The following is a 19204-nucleotide window of genomic DNA, read 5'->3' on the forward strand; positions in this document are numbered from 1 at the left end:
TAAATAAAATTAAGATGAAAAGAATTTCTAAAAAAATTAACATACGGCTATGTCAATTGGGAGTAGCACTTTTATTAATTACAGCAATAGCTGCTTGTACTAAAAAAGACGATTACAAAAAGTTTATTGAAGGTGGGGAGATCTCGTACACAGGTAAATTAGATTCTGTTAAAATCAATTCCGGTAAGTATCGTGTATTAATAAACGGTCTGTTTATTGCAGATCCGAAAGTTAAAAAATGTGTAGTGTATTGGAACAACAAGGCAGATTCGGTAATTATTCCGGTCACTCGAACACCAAATGTTGATACCCTTAAATTCTTCATTAACAACATGAAAGAAGGGGTGCAAAATTTCATCATCTATACTTATGATGGTGCTGGTAATAAATCTATTCCGGTATATAAAACGGGTAGGGTATATGGAGATCGATATCAGGTTACCCTATCGAATAGAGCAATAAATTCAGCATTTACAAATGAAAATGGGGTAACAACACTCGAGTTGGGAGGAATGGACAGAGTAAGTGGGGTGTTCGCTACAGAGGTGATTTATACAGATAATGCGAATGCCAACAAAACGGTAAGGATACCAATTAACACAAACAACTTTACCCTGGCAAATTTTAAAGAAAAAGGGACGATTAAATATCGTACGCTATTCTTGCCCGATACTTTAAGTGTTGATACATTTTATACCGATTATACAAGTTTATATGTTCCGAAGTTTATTAAAGTAGATGTAACCTCAACATATTTAAAAAATGTTGGTCCTAACGTAAGCTTTTCTTCTATTAACAGTGGCAACAGATGGGGGATTTTAAGCGATTGGATTACAAGTGCATCTGTAAAAAATGCAAGCGGTTTCGGTGGGTATGAGAAGAAAAGTAACGTCGGTTACATATCACTCGAAGCAGGTTGGGGATTGCCTAACGTTACCGATGGTAAAATATATCAAACGGTTAGTCTCCCAGCTGGTAATTATCGTTTTGAAATCGTAATGACTGATTTTAACGCAGGCGGATCTAGGTACCTTACCGTTGCAGAAGGAACTACCATACCGAATGTAGCAAATATCACAAGTTCAAGTATTGCCTTTTCTAATCTGGAAAGTAAGACACTTAATTTTGAACTGCTTCAGTCAAAACAGGTTTCTTTAGGTTTTGCTGCATCGTTAACTGGGACAGGTAGTACCGGGCAATATGCAAAAATAGCATCAGTTAAACTCTATAAAATCAATTATTTATAATAAGTGTTGTAATGCATTAGCAATCTGAAGAAGTAAAATTTAAAGATTGCTAATGCTGATTTCTACCAAGCATAACCATTTTTTTACTGTTATATCGTTAAATTAGTCGATCGAAGAAACCATCTATGCAAAATAAAATTCAGATCAGTTTTGTTTTATTTCTAGCTATTTTCATCCAATCCTGCGCCATAAACAAGCATCAGGATTTTTCAAATGATTATGCTAAAGAAGGCTATAAACTGGTTTGGAATGATGAATTTAACAAAGATGGTGCCCCCGATCCAGTCAATTGGGATTATGAGAAAGGTTTTGTCCGTAATGAAGAGCTACAATGGTATCAGCCCGAAAATGCTTTCTGCAAAAATGGTAAGCTGATTATCGAAGCACGGAAAGAAGTAAAACCTAACCCGTTATATGTAGAAGGAAGTAACGAATGGCGTAAAAAACCAAAAGAGATTGAATATACTTCAGCCTGTATCATTACCAAAGGTTTACAAAGCTGGCAGTATGGTCGATTCGAAATGAGAGGAAAGATCGACATTTCAGATGGACTTTGGCCGGCATTCTGGACATTGGGCGTAAAAGGCCGCTGGCCTGCGAACGGTGAAATCGATATTATGGAATACTACCGGGGAAAATTATTGGCCAATATCGCAAGTTTAGGACCCGATAAAAAGGCGAAATGGTTTAGTAATAAAAAATCCGTAACCGAATTGGGCGGAAAAAAATGGGCAGCTGAATTTCATGTATGGCGCATGGATTGGGATGAGAAAGCCATTAGTCTGTTTGTTGATGGCATGCTCCTTAATAAAACCAATTTAAGCGACCTTAAAAATGATGATGGTTCAGATTTTCATCCTTTTAAACAAGAACATTACATCTTGTTCGATCTGGCAATGGGTGGTATGAACGGTGGCCCTTTAAATGATACTAAATTCCCCAATAGGATGGAAGTCGATTATGTTAGGGTGTATCAGAAATAGATGCCTTTCCATTTGTCACCCTGAGTGCAGTCAAAGGGCTGAAACAAGTCCGGTAGGACGACCGGGTTGTAAATAAGAAAGAGCCATGGAAATTAAACCATGGCTCTTTCTATTATATTTTAAAGATTAATTCTGAACTTTTATTTCAGTTCTTCTGTTCACCATTCTACCTTCTTCACTATCGTTCGAGCTGATTGGTTCTTTTTCGCCATGACCAACAACAGTGAAATTATTTCCATTTAAACCTGCGTTTATAAAGTACGATTTTACGGCATTTGCACGGTCGATAGAGAGTTGCATATTGTGGTCGGGTGTACCCTCAGCAGATGAATGCCCGTTAAGTACAAATTTGGTGGTAGGCGATTTTTTCATTTCCGCCACTGCTTTATCCAAGATAGCGAATGATGATGTTTTAAGTACAAACGAATTAAACTCAAACTGGATATTGTCTAAGTTGAAGTTGGGTTTTTCAGCGGGTGCCGGAGCTTCTTCTTTCTCTGGGGCAGGCGCAGGTTTTTTCTCCTCTACTGGTGGTGCTGGCTTTTCAACAGGTGCTGGAGCAGGTTTTGCTACCAGTTTTTTTGTTTTACAAGAGTACATTGTAAGGGTAAACAAAGCTAGGAGCGTAGTAAATAAAAGGTTCTTGGTAATGTTCATGTTTTAATATTAATTTAAGTTTACTGTGTGTTTGTTGCCCAAACATACTAATAAATGATTACAGCTATAACGGTGTTTTTTTGAAGAAGTTATATTTAATAAGTTAATCCGCCTAATTTAACTTCAATTTTACTCAAACATATTCATATCAATTTCCTTTATGTATTATAACATTTTACTATGAACCGTTTTGAAAACAAAATCGCTTTAATTACCGGAAGCAGCCAGGGAATTGGCGCGGCATGTGCCTTAAGGTTGGCCAAAGATGGCTGTGATATTATTTTAAATGGCCATAAATTTGATGAAAGGGGCGAAAAACTTATTGCAGAAATACAGGACATGGATAGAAAAGCAACTTTTTTGGAGGCCGATTTAAGTAAAGCCAAAGAAGCCACTAAATTGATAACTGATGCCATAGCCGTATTTGGCCATTTAGATATTTTGGTAAATAATGCGGGCGTAGAAAAAAAGGCCAACTTTTGGCAAGTTACGGAAGAAGATTACGACCTGATCATGAATACAAATTTAAAAGGTGTTTTTTTTAGCATCCAGTCGTTTGTAAATTACTGTAGAAAAAGTAAGGTAGCTGGAACTGTAATCAATATGAGTTCTGTACACGAAGAAATCGCATTTCCACATTTTGCTGCATACTGTGCAAGTAAAGGAGGCTTAAAGATGTTAACCAGAAATCTCGCTTCAGAATTAGCCCGGTTTAATATCAGGATTAACAATGTAGCGCCGGGAGCTGTTTCAACACCAATTAATCAAGATTTATTGAACAATATAGAACAGCTGGAAAAAGTACTTCAAAATATCCCCTTAAAACGAATGGGTAAGGTAGAAGATGTGGCAGCAGTAGTGGCTTTCCTTGCTTCTGATGATGCCGCTTATGTAACCGGATCAACTTATTTTGTAGATGGAGGATTAACCTATCATTATGAAGAACAATAGGCTAATCGTATGATGAAATTTAATTTAAATCTTTAAATTTGGCATTAAGTTTAAGAATGCCTGCGAATTAGCATTGTATTTCTTCTTATCTAGTTTAAAGTAGAATGCCCCTTTTTTAGAACCTGTTCTATCTTTTTCGGCCAGCTTAATCAATAATCCAGTCGAGGTAATTTTACGGCTGAAATTTCTGGTATCGATTTTAGTATCGTTTACTTCCTCAAAAAGAATATGCAATTGTGGGATGGTGAATTTTTTAGGGAGCATTTCAAATAAAATAGGATGGAGGGCAGCCTTGTACCTTAATTTTTTTCGGGCATCAGCAACCATTTGGTCATGATCAAAAATAAGTTTTGGCCGATCGTTGATCAAAAACCATTCAGCTTCGTAATCATCATTTAACTGTGCCTCATATTTATGGATATCAATAAGGGCAAAGTATCCAACAGAAAGTGTTCTTTCGATTGGGTCGCGGCCAGGTTCTCCATAAATCTGCATCTGCTCCAGGTAAACACCTTCCAAACCTGTCATCTTTTTGAGTACCCTGTTCGCTGCATCGTCCGGACTTTCATTTGCACCCACAAAACCACCCATTAAACTCCATTTGTTTATTTCGGGCTCTAAACCCCGCTTAACCAACAGAATTTTAAGGTGTTCACCGTCAAACCCAAACACGATGCAATCAACAGCAACCAGATAATGTGGCTGCCCAGAATATTCAATCATTTTTTATCCGAGATTTTAAAGGGCTTAATATGTTCAAATTTTCACGAAAATAAAAATTAATATTAATTGTCGTTTTGACAATTAATATTAATTTTATAATTTGGCGGTTTAGATAGATTAAGCTAAATGCTTCCTTTTCTCTAACCAATTGAAAATATAAAATGAACCAAACATTCGAACTCGATAGTAATCCACACACCAGGTTAAATATATTAACTGGCGAATGGGTTTTAGTTTCTCCGCACCGTACTAAAAGGCCTTGGCAGGGTAAGATTGAAGATGTAACGCCAGATAACCGTCCGGAATATGACCCTAAATGTTATTTATGTCCTGGTAATGGCAGGGCAGATGGCGATAGCAATCCAGAATATACCGAAAGCTTTGTATTTAACAATGACTTTGCTGCGTTGCTTGAAGATACGCCTGCTGGTAATATGAATGAAGATGATTTATTGGTAGCCAATAATCAGAGAGGGCTTTGCAGGGTGATCAGTTTTAGTCCGAAACACAATCTCACACTTCCTGAAATGAGTGTCGAAGCCATAACTGCTGTGGTAAATGTTTGGCAAAATGAATTTAATAGCCTTGCTGAAAATGATTGGATCAAATACATTCAGATTTTCGAAAACAAAGGCGAAATAATGGGCTGTAGTAATCCACACCCACATGGTCAGATCTGGTCGCAGAGCGATATTCCATTAGAAATTGCTAAAGAAACCGAACGTCAGAAAACATACTATGCTATTCACAGAAGAAGTTTGCTTGGCGATTACTTAAAACTGGAGCAAAAGAAAAAAGAGCGTATTATATTCGAAAACGATCATTTTGCTGTACTTGTTCCTTTTTGGGCAGTTTGGCCTTACGAAACCATGATTATCAGTAAACGCCATGTAAATAGCATTAAATTATTTACCAAAGCAGAAAAGAAATCGTTAGCCGAAGCCATTAAGCTATTAACAACCAAATACGATAACCTGTTCGAAACCTCTTTTCCATATTCAGCAGGCATGCATCAGGCACCAGTAAACAACGGATATTACCCTGAATGGCATTGGCACATGCATTTTTATCCGCCATTGTTGCGCTCGGCATCAGTTAAAAAATTTATGGTAGGTTACGAAATGTTGGCTAACCCTCAGCGCGATATTACGCCTGAGTTTGCCGCAAACCGTTTAAAAGAAATGTCTGCAATTCACTATAAAACCAACAAAACCGAAGACTAAAATATTAAATAATGAATGCACAAGATTTAAAAAATACTTTTAAAAAGCTTTTCAATGCTGAGCCGATTTTGGTCCGCTCACCTGGAAGGATAAACATTATTGGCGAGCATACCGATTATAATGGTGGTTTTGTAATGCCAGCTGCTATTGATAAAGCCATTTATGTTGCCATATCAAAAAGAGAAGATGATGAAATACATTTATTTTCTGAAAGCTACCAGCAGTTTGATATTTCATCGATAAAAGATCTAAATAAATCAGAAAACAGTTGGGCCAACTACATTTTGGGCGTTGCTGATCAGTTAAAAGAAAGAGGTTATAAATTAGGCGGCTTTAACTTTTATATCGATGGTGATGTGCCATTGGGCGCTGGTTTATCATCGTCAGCCGCTGTAGAATGTGCTACCGGTTTTGCACTTGATCAACTTTTTTCGCTTTCCATCCCTAAAATGGATATCGCATTGATTGCACAAAAGGCAGAGCAGACTTTTGCTGGTGTTAACTGTGGTATTATGGATCAGTTTGCCTCTGTATTTGGTAAGAAAGATCAGGCCATTATGCTCGATTGCAGATCGATGAAACACATTTACATTCCTTTAAAACTCGATGGATATAAACTTTTGCTTTTAAATACGAATGTAAAACATGCACTTGCCGATTCTGCCTACAACAAAAGAAGATCGCAGTGCGAACAAGGTGTTGCCTGGATAAAGGAGCATTACCCAAATGTAAGTACGCTTCGCGATGTGGATTTAACCATGTTAGAAACTCATGTTAAGCCAAAAGATCTGGAGGTTTACACCAAATGTAGTTTTGTAGTGAAAGAAATCGGTCGTTTATTAACCGCTGCGGAGCAACTGGAAAATGGTAATCTGCAGGGTTTGGGCAACCTGATGTTCGAAACCCATGAGGGCTTAAGCAAAGATTACGAAGTGAGCTGTAAAGAATTAGATTTCCTGGTTGATGCGGTTAAACCTCTTGATTATGTGTTAGGCGCCAGGATGATGGGCGGTGGTTTTGGTGGTTGTACCATCAATATTGTTAAGGAAGAAAAAATCGCTGATTTAATTGAAGCGTTATCTTCAAAATATTTATTGCAGTTCGGACTCAAGCTTGGTTCCTACACCGTTCAAACTGATAATGGAACCAGCTTATACAGCTAAAATTTAAATAACCCAAGGTATACTAACCAAAATAAATCAATGAAAAATAACTTATTAGACACGAAGGATTACATTGTATTTGCAATTTACTTCGTTATTGTGGCCGCTTATGGGCTCTACATTTACAACAAGAAAAAGTCAGAATCTACGGGTTCTAAAGATTATTTTCTTGCTGAAGGCTCTTTAACCTGGTGGGCAATCGGCGCATCGTTAATTGCATCTAATATTTCTGCAGAGCAGTTTATCGGTATGAGCGGATCAGGTTTTAAAATGGGATTGGCCATTGCAACCTACGAATGGATGGGCGCATTAACCTTAGTGGTTGTTGCGGTATTCTTTATTCCGGTTTACCTGAAAAACAAAATTGCTACAATGCCACAATTCCTACATCAGCGTTATAACGGAACGGTAGCCATGATTATGGCTGTTTTCTGGTTATTACTTTATGTGGTAGTTAACTTAACCTCGATCCTTTACTTAGGTGCTTTAGCGGTAAGCAGTATTTCTGGTTTCGATTTAAGTTTCTGTATGTACGCCATTGCAGGTTTTGCCATTATTATTACGCTTGGCGGAATGAAAGTTATTGGATATACCGACGTTATCCAGGTGTTTTTCTTAATTCTCGGTGGTTTGGCCACTACCTATTTGGCTTTAAACTTAGTTTCTACCCATTATGGAACAACAGGTATTTTTGAAGGCTATAGTTTAATGACTTCAAAAGCTTCTGAACATTTTCACATGATTTTAAAACCAGATAACGAAAATTACATCGATTTACCCGGCTTAAGTGTGCTTGTAGGTGGTATGTGGATTGTGAACTTAAATTACTGGGGCTGTAATCAATACATTACTCAACGTGCTCTGGGTGCTAACCTGGAGACTGCCCGCGGAGGTATTCTTTTTGCTGCATTCTTAAAATTGTTAATGCCAATTATTGTTGTGTTACCAGGTATTGCAGCTTATGTTTTATATAAAGATGGCGCCTTTCAAGCGGAAATGCTGCAAGATGGATCAGTAAATCCAGATCGTGCATATCCGGTATTGCTGAATTTACTGCCTGCCGGATTAAAAGGACTTTCGTTCGCAGCATTAACTGCTGCAGTGGTAGCCTCTTTGGCTGGTAAAGCAAATAGTATTGCAACTATTTTTACGCTGGATATTTACAAAAAAGTATTAAAGACCGATGCTACTGAGAAAAATTTAGTAACAACAGGTAAGATTTCGATTATTGTAGCGATGATTCTTGGCGTATTAATTGCACCACATTTAGGAATCGATAAAAAAGGTGGTTTCCAATATATCCAGGAGTATACAGGTTTTGTTTCTCCGGGTATTTTTGCCATGTTTATTTTGGGTTTCTTTTGGAAAAGAACAACTTCAAGTGCAGCACTATTCGCTACCATCGGTGGTTTCGGTTTGTCGATTTTGCTTAAATTCTTACCTAAACTTACAGATCTTTCATGGTTATCAGGAATGGGTTTCTCTGTTAAAAATGCAACAGGTGTTTACGAAATTCCATTTTTAGATCGGATGGGCTTTGTATTTGTATTCTGTATCCTTGGTATGGTTATTATCAGTTTAGCGAGCAACAAAGTTAAGGCAGAAGCTAAAGGATTAGCCATTGATGCTAAAATGTTCAAAACCTCTACCAGTTTTGCAGTAGGAGCTTTAATCATCATCGGATTATTAGTTGCACTTTATAGTGTATATTGGTAAACGATAGTGCATAAAATAGGAAAGGGATAAAGTCATTAGATTTTATCCCTTTTTTCGTTTAAAATATCCGATTACTTTTAAATTTAAACCTTAATGTTTTTAATTCTTTAATGATAAAACTAACCGTCGTAAAAGATCCCGAAATAAGTTCAGGAAGACGAATCTCTCTTGTAATCGTGATGCTGTCCCGAATCTTCGGGATCAGTATCTTTCCTGTTAAAACAAGTTAAAGAGGACGCTCACATTTAAATTTTGGCCTTTAAACCTTAATTTTCTTCATTACTTAATGGTTAACCCACGTTAATAATCCTCTTCAGTAGCCAATTTCTTCACCAACCACGGCAAGGTAAGTCCTTGTCCGATTAAGGTAAACAGTACCACTACAACCGATATAAATATAATAGCATTGCGCTGTGGAAATGCACTTCCGTCCGATAAAGTAGCTGGTAGCCCAATTGCAATAGCCAATGAAACAATACCCCTCATACCCGACCAGCTGATGATCAAACTATTCTTGAAATCAAGCAATGCACCCTCAGTAATGCGGTGTTTCCCTTTCTGAAAGGCTTTTTGAAGATTGAATTTTTGCAGGAAAACACGTGCCATTCTTAACAACAGTGCAACAATCGTAATCACCATTGAATAACCTATGTAAGGTAAAATATCGGCGCTGTTAATGTTTTTGTATATATAAGGGAATTGTAGCCCAATTAAAATGAAAATCAACCCATTCAATAAAAAAATAATGATGTTCCAAATGTTTTTTGATTGGTTTTTAAGTTGCTCCGGAAATACTTTGTTGCTGAACCTCGAAATGCCCAATCCTAAAATAACAACTGCAATAACACCAGAAACATGTACTTGTTCTGCAATTAAATAGGTAACAAAAGGCATCAATAACATAAAGCTGATGGTAGCCAAACGGTTACTATGGATTCTTTTAATAATGAAGGCGAGAATTTTCGACATCACCATGCCGATTAGGAATCCACCAACCATTAAAGCAGCAAATTCAAGCGATGCCTTCCAAAATACAAAGGCTGTTCCTGTTACCGCGGCAACCGCAAAACGATAGGCTACAAGTGCAGAAGCATCGTTAACTAAACTTTCCCCCTCCAATATGGTATTGGTTTTGTGAGATAAACCTAATCCTTTGGTAATACTCATGGCAGCAACTGCATCAGTAGCAGAAAGAATTGCACCTAATACAAAAGATACCGGCCAGCTCATCCCCGGAATCAGGTAGTGTGCCACTACAGCAATACCAATAGCGGTGATAAAAACCAGCGTAATGGCCAGTGTAAATATGGTGTTGATATTGGTTTTAAATTCCTTGAATGAGATATTAAAAGCGGCATCATAAAGCAATGGCGGTAGAAATATCAAAAATATAATTTCAGGATTAATATCAATTGGCGGTAAAGATGGAACAAAACCCACTGCTATTCCAGCTATAATCAATAAAATAGGATAGGGGATTTTAATTCGATCAGCAATGGCAGAAAGGCCAATCATCACAGCTAAAATAAATATTACAATGGCATAATTTTCCATATCTGCAAAACGTGTTTTTAATAGATGTCGAAACACTTAATGCAAAATATAGGTTTAGAACTGAATTAAAAAGTTTCTGACCGAAATAAATTAATCGATGAAAAGAGGGGAATGTCTAGAATTCTACTGCGATAAATGCAGATAAATTAGAAGGAGAAAACCTTAATGTCCTTCAATTCTTAATGATACAATAAAAAAGAAAGCATGGATGCATTGCTAAAACGAGATAATACCGTTTTATAATACGAAAAATTACAGGGGAGGAATGAAAAGTATAGATTAAAAGTGAATTAGCGCTGTAGCCTAGGCCTTTTGCTTTTAAAAGGTTGGTTGGTTTTTGGCTTTGCCGCTTGAACACCACTTTCCTCTTCCGATATTTTAACTGTAATTACATTGCCTTTAAAAGTTTCGCCATTTAAGGTAGATACAATATTTTTAGCATCAGGTAAACTGTATATTTCTAAAAAAGCATAGCCTTTACACTTACCAGTAGCTCTATCGCGAACAATTTTAATCGTTTCTACCCTACCATGAAGGCTAACCAATATTGCCAAATCCATCTCTTGGATATTGTCAGGAAGGCCACCTATAAAAATCTTAACCATTAATTCAGTAATTTGAGAGAACATCCGGTTAAATCAAACTTAAATCCAGAATTGTTCTTTTAGACCTGCAAAATAAGCAAAATGATATTCTTACCCAAAATAATTAGATGAATTTTGCTTCATTTTTATCATAAATTTGTGAAGAGCAGACATATATATTGATGTTGACAGACATAAAATGTACATTCGCTTTCTAATCATCAAAAAATAGGTTAAAATATGAGCATCTCTAAGTTAAAATCTATACTCCTTATTGCATTATTCCTCTTCAGTTCGCTACTAGTACAGTCAAAAATTTTATTGCCATCAGTATTTAGCGACAATATGGTTTTGCAGCAAAAAACAAATGCGGCCATTTGGGGTAAAGCTACAGCTGGTAAAGCGGTTAAGATAACAGTTTCGTGGAATAAAATTAATTATGGGGCCATTGCCGATGCCAGTGGCAATTGGAAAATTAAAGTGGCAACGCCAGGGTACGGCGGACCATATTCTATCACCATTTCTGATGGAGAATTGTTGGTGCTAAACAATGTATTAATAGGTGATGTTTGGATTTGCTCAGGCCAATCGAATATGGAAATGCCTTTAGCGGGGTGGGGGAAAATCCTCAATAGTGAAAAAGAAATTGCTGAAGCTAAATATCCAAATATCCGTTTATTACAGGCAGATCACATTACCAGCAATTTTCCTATAAACGATGCTAAAGTAGCAAATGGCGGATGGCAGGAATGTAGTCCGAAATATGTTGCCGAATTTTCTTCTACCGCATATTTCTTCGCACGAGAAGTGTATGAAAAAACTAAAATCCCTATTGGCCTAATCCATACCTCTTGGGGAGGAACAATTGCTGAAGCCTGGACAAGTGCCGAATCGCTTAAAAAAATGACCGATTTTTCTGCCGCAGTTGATAAGATCCAAAAATTAGCTAAAAATTCTTCAACAGTTTCTTACGAAGAAAAATTGCAGAATTGGGTTAAAATGACAGCCGAAAAAGATTCAGGTTATCAAGCTGGAGAAACAAAATGGGCTTTGCCAGAAACTACAAACTGGAAAAGCATGACTTTGCCAACTTTGTGGGAAGACGCAGCCCTTAAAAATCTTGATGGCATTGTATGGTTTACAAAAAAGATTAACATCCCCGAAAACTGGAAAACAAATGGTGCTAAACTTAATTTAGGTACAATTGATGATAACGATATTACCTTCGTAAACGGAGTAAAAGTAGGTGAAACGGTAGGGTATAATGTTGGGAGAACATACACGATACCTGCAAACCTGCTTAAAACAGGTGAGAATACCATTACCGTTAGGGTTTTTGATAGTGGCGGTGGTGGCGGTATATACGGTGATGCCAAAGATTTGAGCTTAACAAACAACACGGCTGAGAAAATTTCTTTAGCTGGCGACTGGAAATATAAAGTGGGAGTAGATTTTAAAAATATTGAAGCTAAACCTTACGAAGAAAATGGCCCTAACAGACCAACCGTTTTATACAATGCTATGATTCATCCTTACCTGCAATTTTCAATTAAAGGTGCTATTTGGTATCAGGGAGAAAGTAATGCCGATAGAGCTTACCAATACCGCGAATTATTTCCAACGATGATTAAAGATTGGCGCCAGAAATGGGGACAGGGAGATTTTCCCTTCTATTTCGTTCAATTGGCCAATTTTATGCAGGTTGATAATACGCCTGTAGAATCTGCCTGGGCTGAGCTTAGAGAAGCCCAACAAAAAACACTTATACTGCCAAATACAGGTATGGCTACCATTATTGATATTGGTGAAGCAAAAGATATTCACCCTAAAAACAAACAAGAGGTAGGTAGAAGGTTGGCCTTAATTGCCCTGGCTAAAACGTATGGTCAGAAAATAAACTATTCCGGACCCGTTTATCAATCCAGTAAAGTAGAAGGAAAACAGATCCGTTTAACTTTTAGCAATACAGAAAATGGATTAAAAGTCGCAAATGGTGCAATACTGACCGGTTTTGCCATCGCTGGAGCAGATAAGAAGTTTTACTGGGCAAAAGCAAGTATCCAGGGGAACCAAATCATAGTAAGCAGCGATCAGGTGGCAAATCCTGTTGCAGTTCGTTATGCATGGGGAAATAATCCTGTGTGTAACCTTATTAGTAATGATGGCTTACCAGCATCACCATTCAGAACAGATACCTGGCAAGGCCTTACATTTGCAAAGAAATAATTGATAAAAAATTGTGCAATGTGTGTGGTTAAACCCGTGTAATGCAGGCAATATTTAAAGTTACGCTATACTTTGTAGCTTACTTTATATTTTTACTGGCTAACCGGAAATTATGCCAAATACTTTATCAGACCAGGAAACCATTCTCCTGATTGCAGACCTAGAAGAAAAATTATTAGATGGGTTTAAAAGAACAGACCTGAACACACTCGATTTATTGTTCGCTGATGGAATGCTTTTTCATGATCAGTATGGGAATGTGTTGGATAAAGAGATGGATCTGGATGCCTACCGGAGTGGCATGATCAAAATCACCAAAATCAACGTGTCCAAACGGGAAATACGTGTTTTTGAATCTATTGTTATTGTTTCTGCAAGTCTTTTTATTAAGGGAAGTTATTCAAATATTTTACTTAACGGCAAATATCAATGGTTAAGGGTTTGGGGTAAGGTGAGAGAAGATTGGAAAGTAATTTCTGCCAGTTGTACAAGCATTACAGTATAAAATAATTTGCTTAAAAATAAGAACGGGGAATAACCAATGGCTATCCCCCGATTCTAAATTAACGCTCTCTAGATCTAATATAGAACTAATCTCAGTTTCAACCAAAAGCTTGATGGGCGAAGAAGACCAATGCTTATCATGGAGGGTTAAAAATAGGTGTATATCACAACTTGGTGTAAACCTCCGGCTTTGCAAACTGTATAATTTTTTATCTTTCAATTTATTATTTTCAGCGTTTAGGTTTGTTTTAGCCAACTTAACAGTATTTTTAGAATTATTTGAATATAAGGTTACTAAATCGTTTTAATATTCGCTCATATTTATTAGTTTTATAAAATATTATCTAACCAATAATCCTTTTATGAAAAGAATATTTACTTCAATCTATTTTCTGGTTTCCTGTCTGTCTATTCATACTTTAAATGCCCAGAATTTAACTGAATTCAACAAAGCACCCTTAAAACAGCATGTTTATGTGCAATTACCCATAGGGAGTATTAAAGCCAAAGGATGGTTATTAAAGCAACTAGAACAGCAAAGAGATGGTGCAACGGGAATGGCAGAAGAGTTATACCCGGAAAAAGATAATCTGGGCAAAAACTCCGATTGGCTGGGAGGCGATGGAAATGGATGGGAGCGGGTACCATATTATGTTAAAGGTTTAGTAGCATTGGCTTATACCTTAGACGATCCTATGCTAAAAACGAAAGCACAAAAGTATATCGATTGGACTTTAAACAACCAACAAGCCAATGGATTATTCGGCCCGGCGAAAATGAAAGATTGGTGGCCACGCATGCCAATGATGTATGCTTTGCAAAGCTATTACGAGGCCACAAATGATAAAAGAGTAATTCCTTTTCTGTCAAAATATTTCAAATATGAACTGGCTAACCTTGATGGTGATCCATTAAAGGAATGGGGTAAATCAAGAGCAGGCGATAATATGGAAATAGCCATTTGGCTTTACAATAAAACCGGTGATCAGGATTTATTACAACTAGTAGAAAAATTAAAACAACAGGCATATCCTTGGATCGATATTTATAGCAACAACGGGTTTTACTTTTTTGGTGATGATTTTCAACCAAAACATATGGTTAATGTGGCTCAAGCCTTAAAATTTCCAGTAGTTTACGCACAACTTCAAGATCGTCCTTCTAATCTTGAAGCACTTTCCAAAGGTATAACGCACATTATGCACGACCACGGCCAGCCAGAAGGTTTAGGTTCAGGAACTGAATTCCTGGCGGGTACAAGCAGCATAGAAGGCGTAGAAACCTGTACAGTGGTAGAATGGATGCAGAGTTTAGAAACTGCGGCTAAGGTTATTCATGATGCAAGAATTGGCGATCAATTGGAAAAAATAGCTTTTAATGCTTTGCCAGCCCAGTTTAGCCGCGATTTTAAAAACCATTCATATTATACATTACCCAATCAGGTTCAAAGCATTCATGGCGAGCATGGCTTTAATCAAGATTATAGCTCAGGTATTGTTTCTAGTCCTTATTCTGGTTATGGCTGCTGCCGCTATAATATGCACATGGGCTGGCCTTATTTTGTGAAAAGTAGTGTAGTGGCTACTCCAGAGAAAGGCTTGGCAGTAATTACCTATGGCCCAATGGAAATAGAAACTGTTGTAGCCAGCAATAAAAAAATAAAAATTACCGAAGAAACCAATTACCCCTTCGAAGAAAAGATCAGGTTAAAAATAGGGCTTACCACTTCTACATCCTTTCCATTGATTTTAAGAATCCCGGCCTGGAGCGTAAAACCAAGTATTACATTAAATGGAACGCTATTAAAAGGCGTAAAAGCCGGTGAAATGTTTACCATATCCCGCGAATGGAAAAATCAGGATCAATTAGAACTGAATTTCCCGATGCAAATTACGACTCATGCCCAAGTAAACAATTCCGTTAGTATAGAACGTGGGCCTATTGTGTATGCATTAGAAATTAAGGCAGCAAATAAGGTAACCAAAATACATTCGGTTGCAGGCTTTACAGATTACGAAATCCGTCCGGAATCGGCGTGGAATTATGGTTTAGTATTAGATAAAGGTAATTTAAGTAACGTTAGTGTGGTGAGCGCTGCTATGCCCGAAAATCCTTTTACTGCCGCGAATGCACCGGTTAAATTAAAGGTTCAGGCAAAAAAGATTCCGTCATGGACGCTAGGATACAATAAAGTAGCTGCTTTTGATGTGCCTTTTAGTCCAATTTCCTCAACCGAAAAGCAGGAAGAAATTACCTTGGTTCCTTATGGATCTGAAAATATACGCTTAAGCTGTTTTCCTGTAATCGGTCAGCCAAAAAAAATAAATAAGGCTTTGGTCGAAAATTTTGATCAGGGAATGGCCAATAATTGGGTTTTTTATGGCGGTGGCTGGTTTTGGAAAGATGGACAGGTTAATTCGGCATCAAACGCAGGCTCCGGTGGTTATGGCATAAATGGATCTAAATATGTAGCTAATGGAACAGATTTTAAAGATTTTATTTATCAGGCAAATGTTAAAATCAATACCCCAGGCGATGCAGGTTTAATGTTCAGGGTTTCAAATCCGGCAATTGGGGCCGATGCTTACAAAGGGTATTACGTGGGGTTGGATCACTCCAATGGAACAGTACTGCTAGGGAAAGCTAACGGGCAAAAATGGACCGTTATAAGTTTAGGAAAATATCCTGTTGAAATGAACAAAATGTATACCTTAAAAATAGTGGCGAAGGGAGATGAATTTGATATTTTTATAAACGGGTCTGCAAAACCTATTCTTTCTGCAACAGATAGTCAATATCAATCAGGTAGTATAGGATTAAGAGCGTATAAAGCTTTGGCTAGCTTCGATTCGGTAAAGATTAACGCTTTTTAACATTGGTTCAGGCCGGTATTGAACTTTGCGGCAAGGAATTTGTTAACCTATTATCAATAAATAAAAATAAGATTATGAAATTATACAAATCAATTCCAATAATGCTCTTTACCCTTGCGCTTGCAGCTGGTTGTGTAAGCAATAAGAAATATGCAGAACTTCAGGATACCTATTCCAAGTTGAGAGAAAGAAACCAGGAGTTAAGTAATAAATACCAGGATAGCCAACGCGAGCTTAGCGGAAGCACCAGCAGGGTTAAAAGTTTAGAAGAACAGATTGCCTCAGAAAAAGCTAATGTAACTGCATTGCAGGATGCATTGAACAAATGTTTAAATTCTAGTAGCCAGGGCAATGTTAACATTTCGAAACTGGTTGATGAAATTAACAGCTCGAATAAATACATCAAGCAATTGGTAAATGCCAAAAACAAAAGCGATTCGCTTAATATGGTGTTGACTAATAATTTGACGCGATCATTAAGTAAAGAAGAGTTGGGAGATGTTGATGTACAGGTGCTTAAAGGCGTAGTATATATCTCTTTGGCTGATAATATGTTGTATAAATCAGGCAGTTACGAAGTTTCTGATAAAGCAGGAGAAACTTTAAACAAAATTGCTAAAATCATTAAAGATTACGATACTTATGATGTGCTGATTGAGGGTAATACCGATAATGTGCCTATCGCGCAGACCAATATTCGAAACAACTGGGATTTAAGCGCTTTGCGTGCTTCGTCAGTAGTTCAGGTATTGCAAACCAAATATGCTGTCGATCCTAAGCGATTAACAGCAGGCGGACGTGGTGAATTTAATCCAATTGCCGATAATACAACAGCAGGAGGGAAAGCGAAAAACAGACGTACACAGATCATTATTACACCTAAATTAGATCAGTTTATGGATCTGATTGGAAAAGCGCCTGAACAGTCTCAAAAATAAAATCAGAAATAATAATAGTTTAAAGGGTTGGAATTAATTTTTCAACCCTTTTTTATTTGTAAAGCTTTCTCTTTCCTTTTTATATATTTTGCTAATTTTGCACGCGCTCCAGTACAGGTTATGAGAACACGGATAAGAAAGCACATTCGCACAGCAAAATATATCGTTTATAAAGAAACTTTAATCGATTTTAAAGAACATTTCTGGACATTTATAGGTGCATTTGTGGGGGTTGGTATTATTGGGTTACTTAATTCGAAATACTTTACTGCAAATGATAATTTATTTCTAATCGGTTCTTTTGGTGCGTCATCTGTACTCATTTATGGTATTATCAATAGTCCACTTGCACAACCGAGAAATCTGGTCGGCGGCCATCTGGTGTGTGCTATAGTAGGTGTTACCGTTCATAAGCTTATTCCAGGCGAAGTTTGGTTGGCCGCTGCATTATCTGTTTCATTATCGATCGTACTAATGCAGATTACAAAGACCCTCCACCCCCCTGGAGGTGCAACTGCACTAATCGCCAATATCGGGTCTGCTAAAATTCAGTCCTTGGGTTATTTATACGTGCTAAGTCCAGTACTATCAGGTGCTTGTATCCTGTTAATTGTGGCTATTATTGTCAATAACAGAACCTCTTACCGCAGTTATCCCAATAACAAAAAATGGTATAGGGTGTGGCACAGATACCGCAGGTAAACAATTACCTATAACTATATTGTTATGACGGATTTAGCCATTTAATAAATGTATATTTGATTATGTCAGTAATTAAATAATCTAATTACATTGCTTTTCTCTCGCTGATGTACCATTGCGGTATTCTCTAATCTTAAATTTAGATGAGTATTTTTTATTCCAATCACCGAATTGTTTATGCAATGATGATTGGTCTTATCAAACTGTAAACATTTAAAAAATGAGTAGAGACAAAAAGAAAGAGGCTAGTGTAAACAAAAAGACACCCTCAGATTATCAATCCGGAAAAGGTAAGTCGGCAAAGGTTGAGATAGATCTATTTGCAAAAAAGCCAGGTAAAAATGGCAAGTAACGATCCAAAAGTTCAGGCAAAAGTTTTTTTGTACGAACTTAATAATACAAGGCATGAATATGGTTTTTCTGCAACTGAAGAATGGACTTTAGATTTGGCGACAAATAATCAGAAAAAGGATCTGGAGAATAAATATTATCCCTTATTATCCTTAACCATAGCACCAGAAAATATAATTGGAATGCTCGATCTTTTGCAAGAGAAGCTTGGGACTGCAGTTGCAAACATCAGGGATAACCTTAACCCAAAGAAAATTTCAAAAGAATCTGTTAATCTATTAGCTTATTGTACAGGAAGATTAAAGTATTAATTGCAAAATAGAAGAAGCTGTATCTTAGTATCGATTTGTCATCCTGAGGGTTAATTTATAGTATAAAAATTAATTACAGGTGAATTTAAGAGAAATAATATCGTCATTTCGACTGAAGCTTACCGATTTTTCATCGGTAGCGTAATGGAGAATCTTTAAACTTTCAGTAACATGGTTCAAAGATCTCTCCGCTCCGCTTTGCTTCGGGGATGACGGTTTTTCTACTGGGGTCCGTCAATGGTAACCGTTAATACCTCTAAATGAAATATAATTTTCTAATCAGATAATTATACTGATGTAAAAATCAGGAAATACTTATTTTTATCTTTTGCTGGTTTAAATAAGCTGTAACTTGATCTAACATAATGCTTCTTGTTGCCCTCACTGCAGATTTCAAAACTTCAGAACTTACGCCTAAACGGTTAGCCCAATAATTTCGATCTGTTTCTTCGGATAATAAGATGATTTCTTCTTTAATGCTCGGGGTTTGGATGAGAA

18 protein-coding genes are annotated in these 19204 nt (G+C 37.0%); 13 read left to right on the forward strand and 5 right to left on the reverse strand.

Features of this window, described 5'->3' with window-relative positions:
* Positions 1-14: 14 nt before the first annotated feature.
* Positions 15-1247 (forward strand): DUF4998 domain-containing protein, encoded by a 1233-nt coding sequence (locus ASU31_RS21090; RefSeq protein WP_167346223.1) that lies wholly within the window; start codon positions 15-17, stop codon positions 1245-1247.
* A 125-nt stretch (positions 1248-1372) separates the two neighbouring features.
* Positions 1373-2230 (forward strand): glycoside hydrolase family 16 protein, encoded by an 858-nt coding sequence (locus ASU31_RS21095; protein ID WP_057934247.1) that lies wholly within the window; start codon positions 1373-1375, stop codon positions 2228-2230.
* 126 nt (positions 2231-2356) lie between these two features.
* Here the strand turns inward: ASU31_RS21095 and ASU31_RS21100 are convergent, their stop codons facing one another.
* The gene (locus ASU31_RS21100; RefSeq protein ID WP_057934248.1) at positions 2357-2887 is read right to left on the reverse strand and encodes an OmpA family protein; all 531 of its coding nucleotides are present in this window, start codon (positions 2885-2887) and stop codon (positions 2357-2359) included.
* A 180-nt stretch (positions 2888-3067) separates the two neighbouring features.
* On the opposite strand from ASU31_RS21100, the gene ASU31_RS21105 reads away from it, so the two are divergent.
* Positions 3068-3838 (forward strand): SDR family NAD(P)-dependent oxidoreductase, encoded by a 771-nt coding sequence (locus ASU31_RS21105; RefSeq protein ID WP_057934249.1) that lies wholly within the window; start codon positions 3068-3070, stop codon positions 3836-3838.
* Positions 3839-3862: 24 nt separating this feature from the next.
* Here ASU31_RS21105 and ASU31_RS21110 read toward each other — a convergent pair whose 3' ends face one another.
* On the reverse strand, positions 3863-4561 hold the full coding sequence (locus ASU31_RS21110) for an NUDIX hydrolase (protein WP_057934250.1): 699 nt from the start codon (positions 4559-4561) through the stop codon (positions 3863-3865).
* Positions 4562-4722: 161 nt separating this feature from the next.
* On the opposite strand from ASU31_RS21110, the gene ASU31_RS21115 reads away from it, so the two are divergent.
* Genes ASU31_RS21115 through ASU31_RS21125 form a run of 3 tightly spaced genes read left to right on the forward strand, consistent with a single transcriptional unit; the run spans position 4723 to position 8663 of the window.
* On the forward strand, positions 4723-5784 hold the full coding sequence (locus ASU31_RS21115) for a UDP-glucose--hexose-1-phosphate uridylyltransferase (protein ID WP_057934251.1): 1062 nt from the start codon (positions 4723-4725) through the stop codon (positions 5782-5784).
* 11 nt (positions 5785-5795) lie between these two features.
* A complete protein-coding gene (locus ASU31_RS21120; protein ID WP_057934252.1) occupies positions 5796-6947 on the forward strand; it encodes a galactokinase in 1152 nt (383 codons plus the stop codon).
* Positions 6948-6986: 39 nt separating this feature from the next.
* Positions 6987-8663, forward strand: a complete 1677-nt coding sequence (locus tag ASU31_RS21125; protein WP_057934253.1) for a sodium/sugar symporter — start codon at positions 6987-6989, stop codon at positions 8661-8663.
* A 300-nt stretch (positions 8664-8963) separates the two neighbouring features.
* Here ASU31_RS21125 and ASU31_RS21130 read toward each other — a convergent pair whose 3' ends face one another.
* Complete coding sequence (locus ASU31_RS21130) at positions 8964-10217, reverse strand: Na+/H+ antiporter (RefSeq protein ID WP_057934254.1); 1254 nt, start codon at positions 10215-10217, stop codon at positions 8964-8966.
* Between the two features lie 290 nt (positions 10218-10507).
* Entirely contained in the window at positions 10508-10822 is a 315-nt protein-coding gene (locus ASU31_RS21135) for an RNA recognition motif domain-containing protein (protein ID WP_057934255.1), read from the reverse strand.
* A 219-nt stretch (positions 10823-11041) separates the two neighbouring features.
* On the opposite strand from ASU31_RS21135, the gene ASU31_RS21140 reads away from it, so the two are divergent.
* From ASU31_RS21140 to ASU31_RS21165, 7 genes are all read left to right on the forward strand, one after another.
* Positions 11042-13027, forward strand: a complete 1986-nt coding sequence (locus tag ASU31_RS21140) for a sialate O-acetylesterase (protein WP_057934256.1) — start codon at positions 11042-11044, stop codon at positions 13025-13027.
* Positions 13028-13139: 112 nt separating this feature from the next.
* A complete protein-coding gene (locus tag ASU31_RS21145; protein WP_057934257.1) occupies positions 13140-13532 on the forward strand; it encodes a nuclear transport factor 2 family protein in 393 nt (130 codons plus the stop codon).
* 361 nt (positions 13533-13893) lie between these two features.
* On the forward strand, positions 13894-16404 hold the full coding sequence (locus ASU31_RS21150; RefSeq protein ID WP_057934258.1) for a beta-L-arabinofuranosidase domain-containing protein: 2511 nt from the start codon (positions 13894-13896) through the stop codon (positions 16402-16404).
* Between the two features lie 74 nt (positions 16405-16478).
* Positions 16479-17342, forward strand: coding sequence for an OmpA family protein (locus tag ASU31_RS21155; RefSeq protein ID WP_057934262.1), 864 nt, complete (start codon positions 16479-16481; stop codon positions 17340-17342).
* A gap of 120 nt (positions 17343-17462) precedes the next feature.
* Positions 17463-18044 (forward strand): HPP family protein, encoded by a 582-nt coding sequence (locus tag ASU31_RS21160; RefSeq protein WP_057934259.1) that lies wholly within the window; start codon positions 17463-17465, stop codon positions 18042-18044.
* A 220-nt stretch (positions 18045-18264) separates the two neighbouring features.
* The gene (locus ASU31_RS28015) at positions 18265-18396 is read left to right on the forward strand and encodes a hypothetical protein (protein WP_280739877.1); all 132 of its coding nucleotides are present in this window, start codon (positions 18265-18267) and stop codon (positions 18394-18396) included.
* Positions 18386-18706 (forward strand): hypothetical protein, encoded by a 321-nt coding sequence (locus tag ASU31_RS21165; RefSeq protein WP_057934260.1) that lies wholly within the window; start codon positions 18386-18388, stop codon positions 18704-18706. The genes ASU31_RS28015 and ASU31_RS21165 overlap by 11 nt, the downstream gene beginning before the upstream one ends.
* A 304-nt stretch (positions 18707-19010) precedes the next feature.
* On the opposite strand, the gene ASU31_RS21170 is transcribed toward ASU31_RS21165, so the two are convergent.
* Positions 19011-19204 (reverse strand): DUF3606 domain-containing protein (locus tag ASU31_RS21170; protein ID WP_157258169.1); only part of this gene is annotated, 194 nt, incomplete at its 5' end.

It is taken from the genome of Pedobacter ginsenosidimutans (genome assembly GCF_001442625.1).
Classification (GTDB): Bacteria; Bacteroidota; Bacteroidia; order Sphingobacteriales; family Sphingobacteriaceae; genus Pedobacter; species Pedobacter ginsenosidimutans.

Excerpts from the sequence above, each read along its gene's own strand:
- ASU31_RS28015 (WP_280739877.1), top strand. The coding sequence starts at position 18,265 with ATGAGTAGAGACAAAAAGAAAGAGGCTAGTGTAAACAAAAAGACACCC.
- ASU31_RS21160 (WP_057934259.1), top strand. The coding sequence starts at position 17,463 with ATGAGAACACGGATAAGAAAGCACATTCGCACAGCAAAATATATCGTT.
- ASU31_RS21165 (WP_057934260.1), top strand. The coding sequence starts at position 18,386 with ATGGCAAGTAACGATCCAAAAGTTCAGGCAAAAGTTTTTTTGTACGAA.
- ASU31_RS21095 (WP_057934247.1), top strand. The coding sequence starts at position 1,373 with ATGCAAAATAAAATTCAGATCAGTTTTGTTTTATTTCTAGCTATTTTC.
- ASU31_RS21140 (WP_057934256.1), top strand. The coding sequence starts at position 11,042 with ATGAGCATCTCTAAGTTAAAATCTATACTCCTTATTGCATTATTCCTC.
- ASU31_RS21110 (WP_057934250.1), bottom strand. The coding sequence starts at position 4,561 with ATGATTGAATATTCTGGGCAGCCACATTATCTGGTTGCTGTTGATTGC.
- ASU31_RS21130 (WP_057934254.1), bottom strand. The coding sequence starts at position 10,217 with ATGGAAAATTATGCCATTGTAATATTTATTTTAGCTGTGATGATTGGC.
- ASU31_RS21115 (WP_057934251.1), top strand. The coding sequence starts at position 4,723 with ATGAACCAAACATTCGAACTCGATAGTAATCCACACACCAGGTTAAAT.
- ASU31_RS21090 (WP_167346223.1), top strand. The coding sequence starts at position 15 with ATGAAAAGAATTTCTAAAAAAATTAACATACGGCTATGTCAATTGGGA.
- ASU31_RS21100 (WP_057934248.1), bottom strand. The coding sequence starts at position 2,887 with ATGAACATTACCAAGAACCTTTTATTTACTACGCTCCTAGCTTTGTTT.
- ASU31_RS21155 (WP_057934262.1), top strand. The coding sequence starts at position 16,479 with ATGAAATTATACAAATCAATTCCAATAATGCTCTTTACCCTTGCGCTT.
- ASU31_RS21105 (WP_057934249.1), top strand. The coding sequence starts at position 3,068 with ATGAACCGTTTTGAAAACAAAATCGCTTTAATTACCGGAAGCAGCCAG.
- ASU31_RS21135 (WP_057934255.1), bottom strand. The coding sequence starts at position 10,822 with ATGGTTAAGATTTTTATAGGTGGCCTTCCTGACAATATCCAAGAGATG.
- ASU31_RS21145 (WP_057934257.1), top strand. The coding sequence starts at position 13,140 with ATGCCAAATACTTTATCAGACCAGGAAACCATTCTCCTGATTGCAGAC.
- ASU31_RS21120 (WP_057934252.1), top strand. The coding sequence starts at position 5,796 with ATGAATGCACAAGATTTAAAAAATACTTTTAAAAAGCTTTTCAATGCT.
- ASU31_RS21150 (WP_057934258.1), top strand. The coding sequence starts at position 13,894 with ATGAAAAGAATATTTACTTCAATCTATTTTCTGGTTTCCTGTCTGTCT.
- ASU31_RS21125 (WP_057934253.1), top strand. The coding sequence starts at position 6,987 with ATGAAAAATAACTTATTAGACACGAAGGATTACATTGTATTTGCAATT.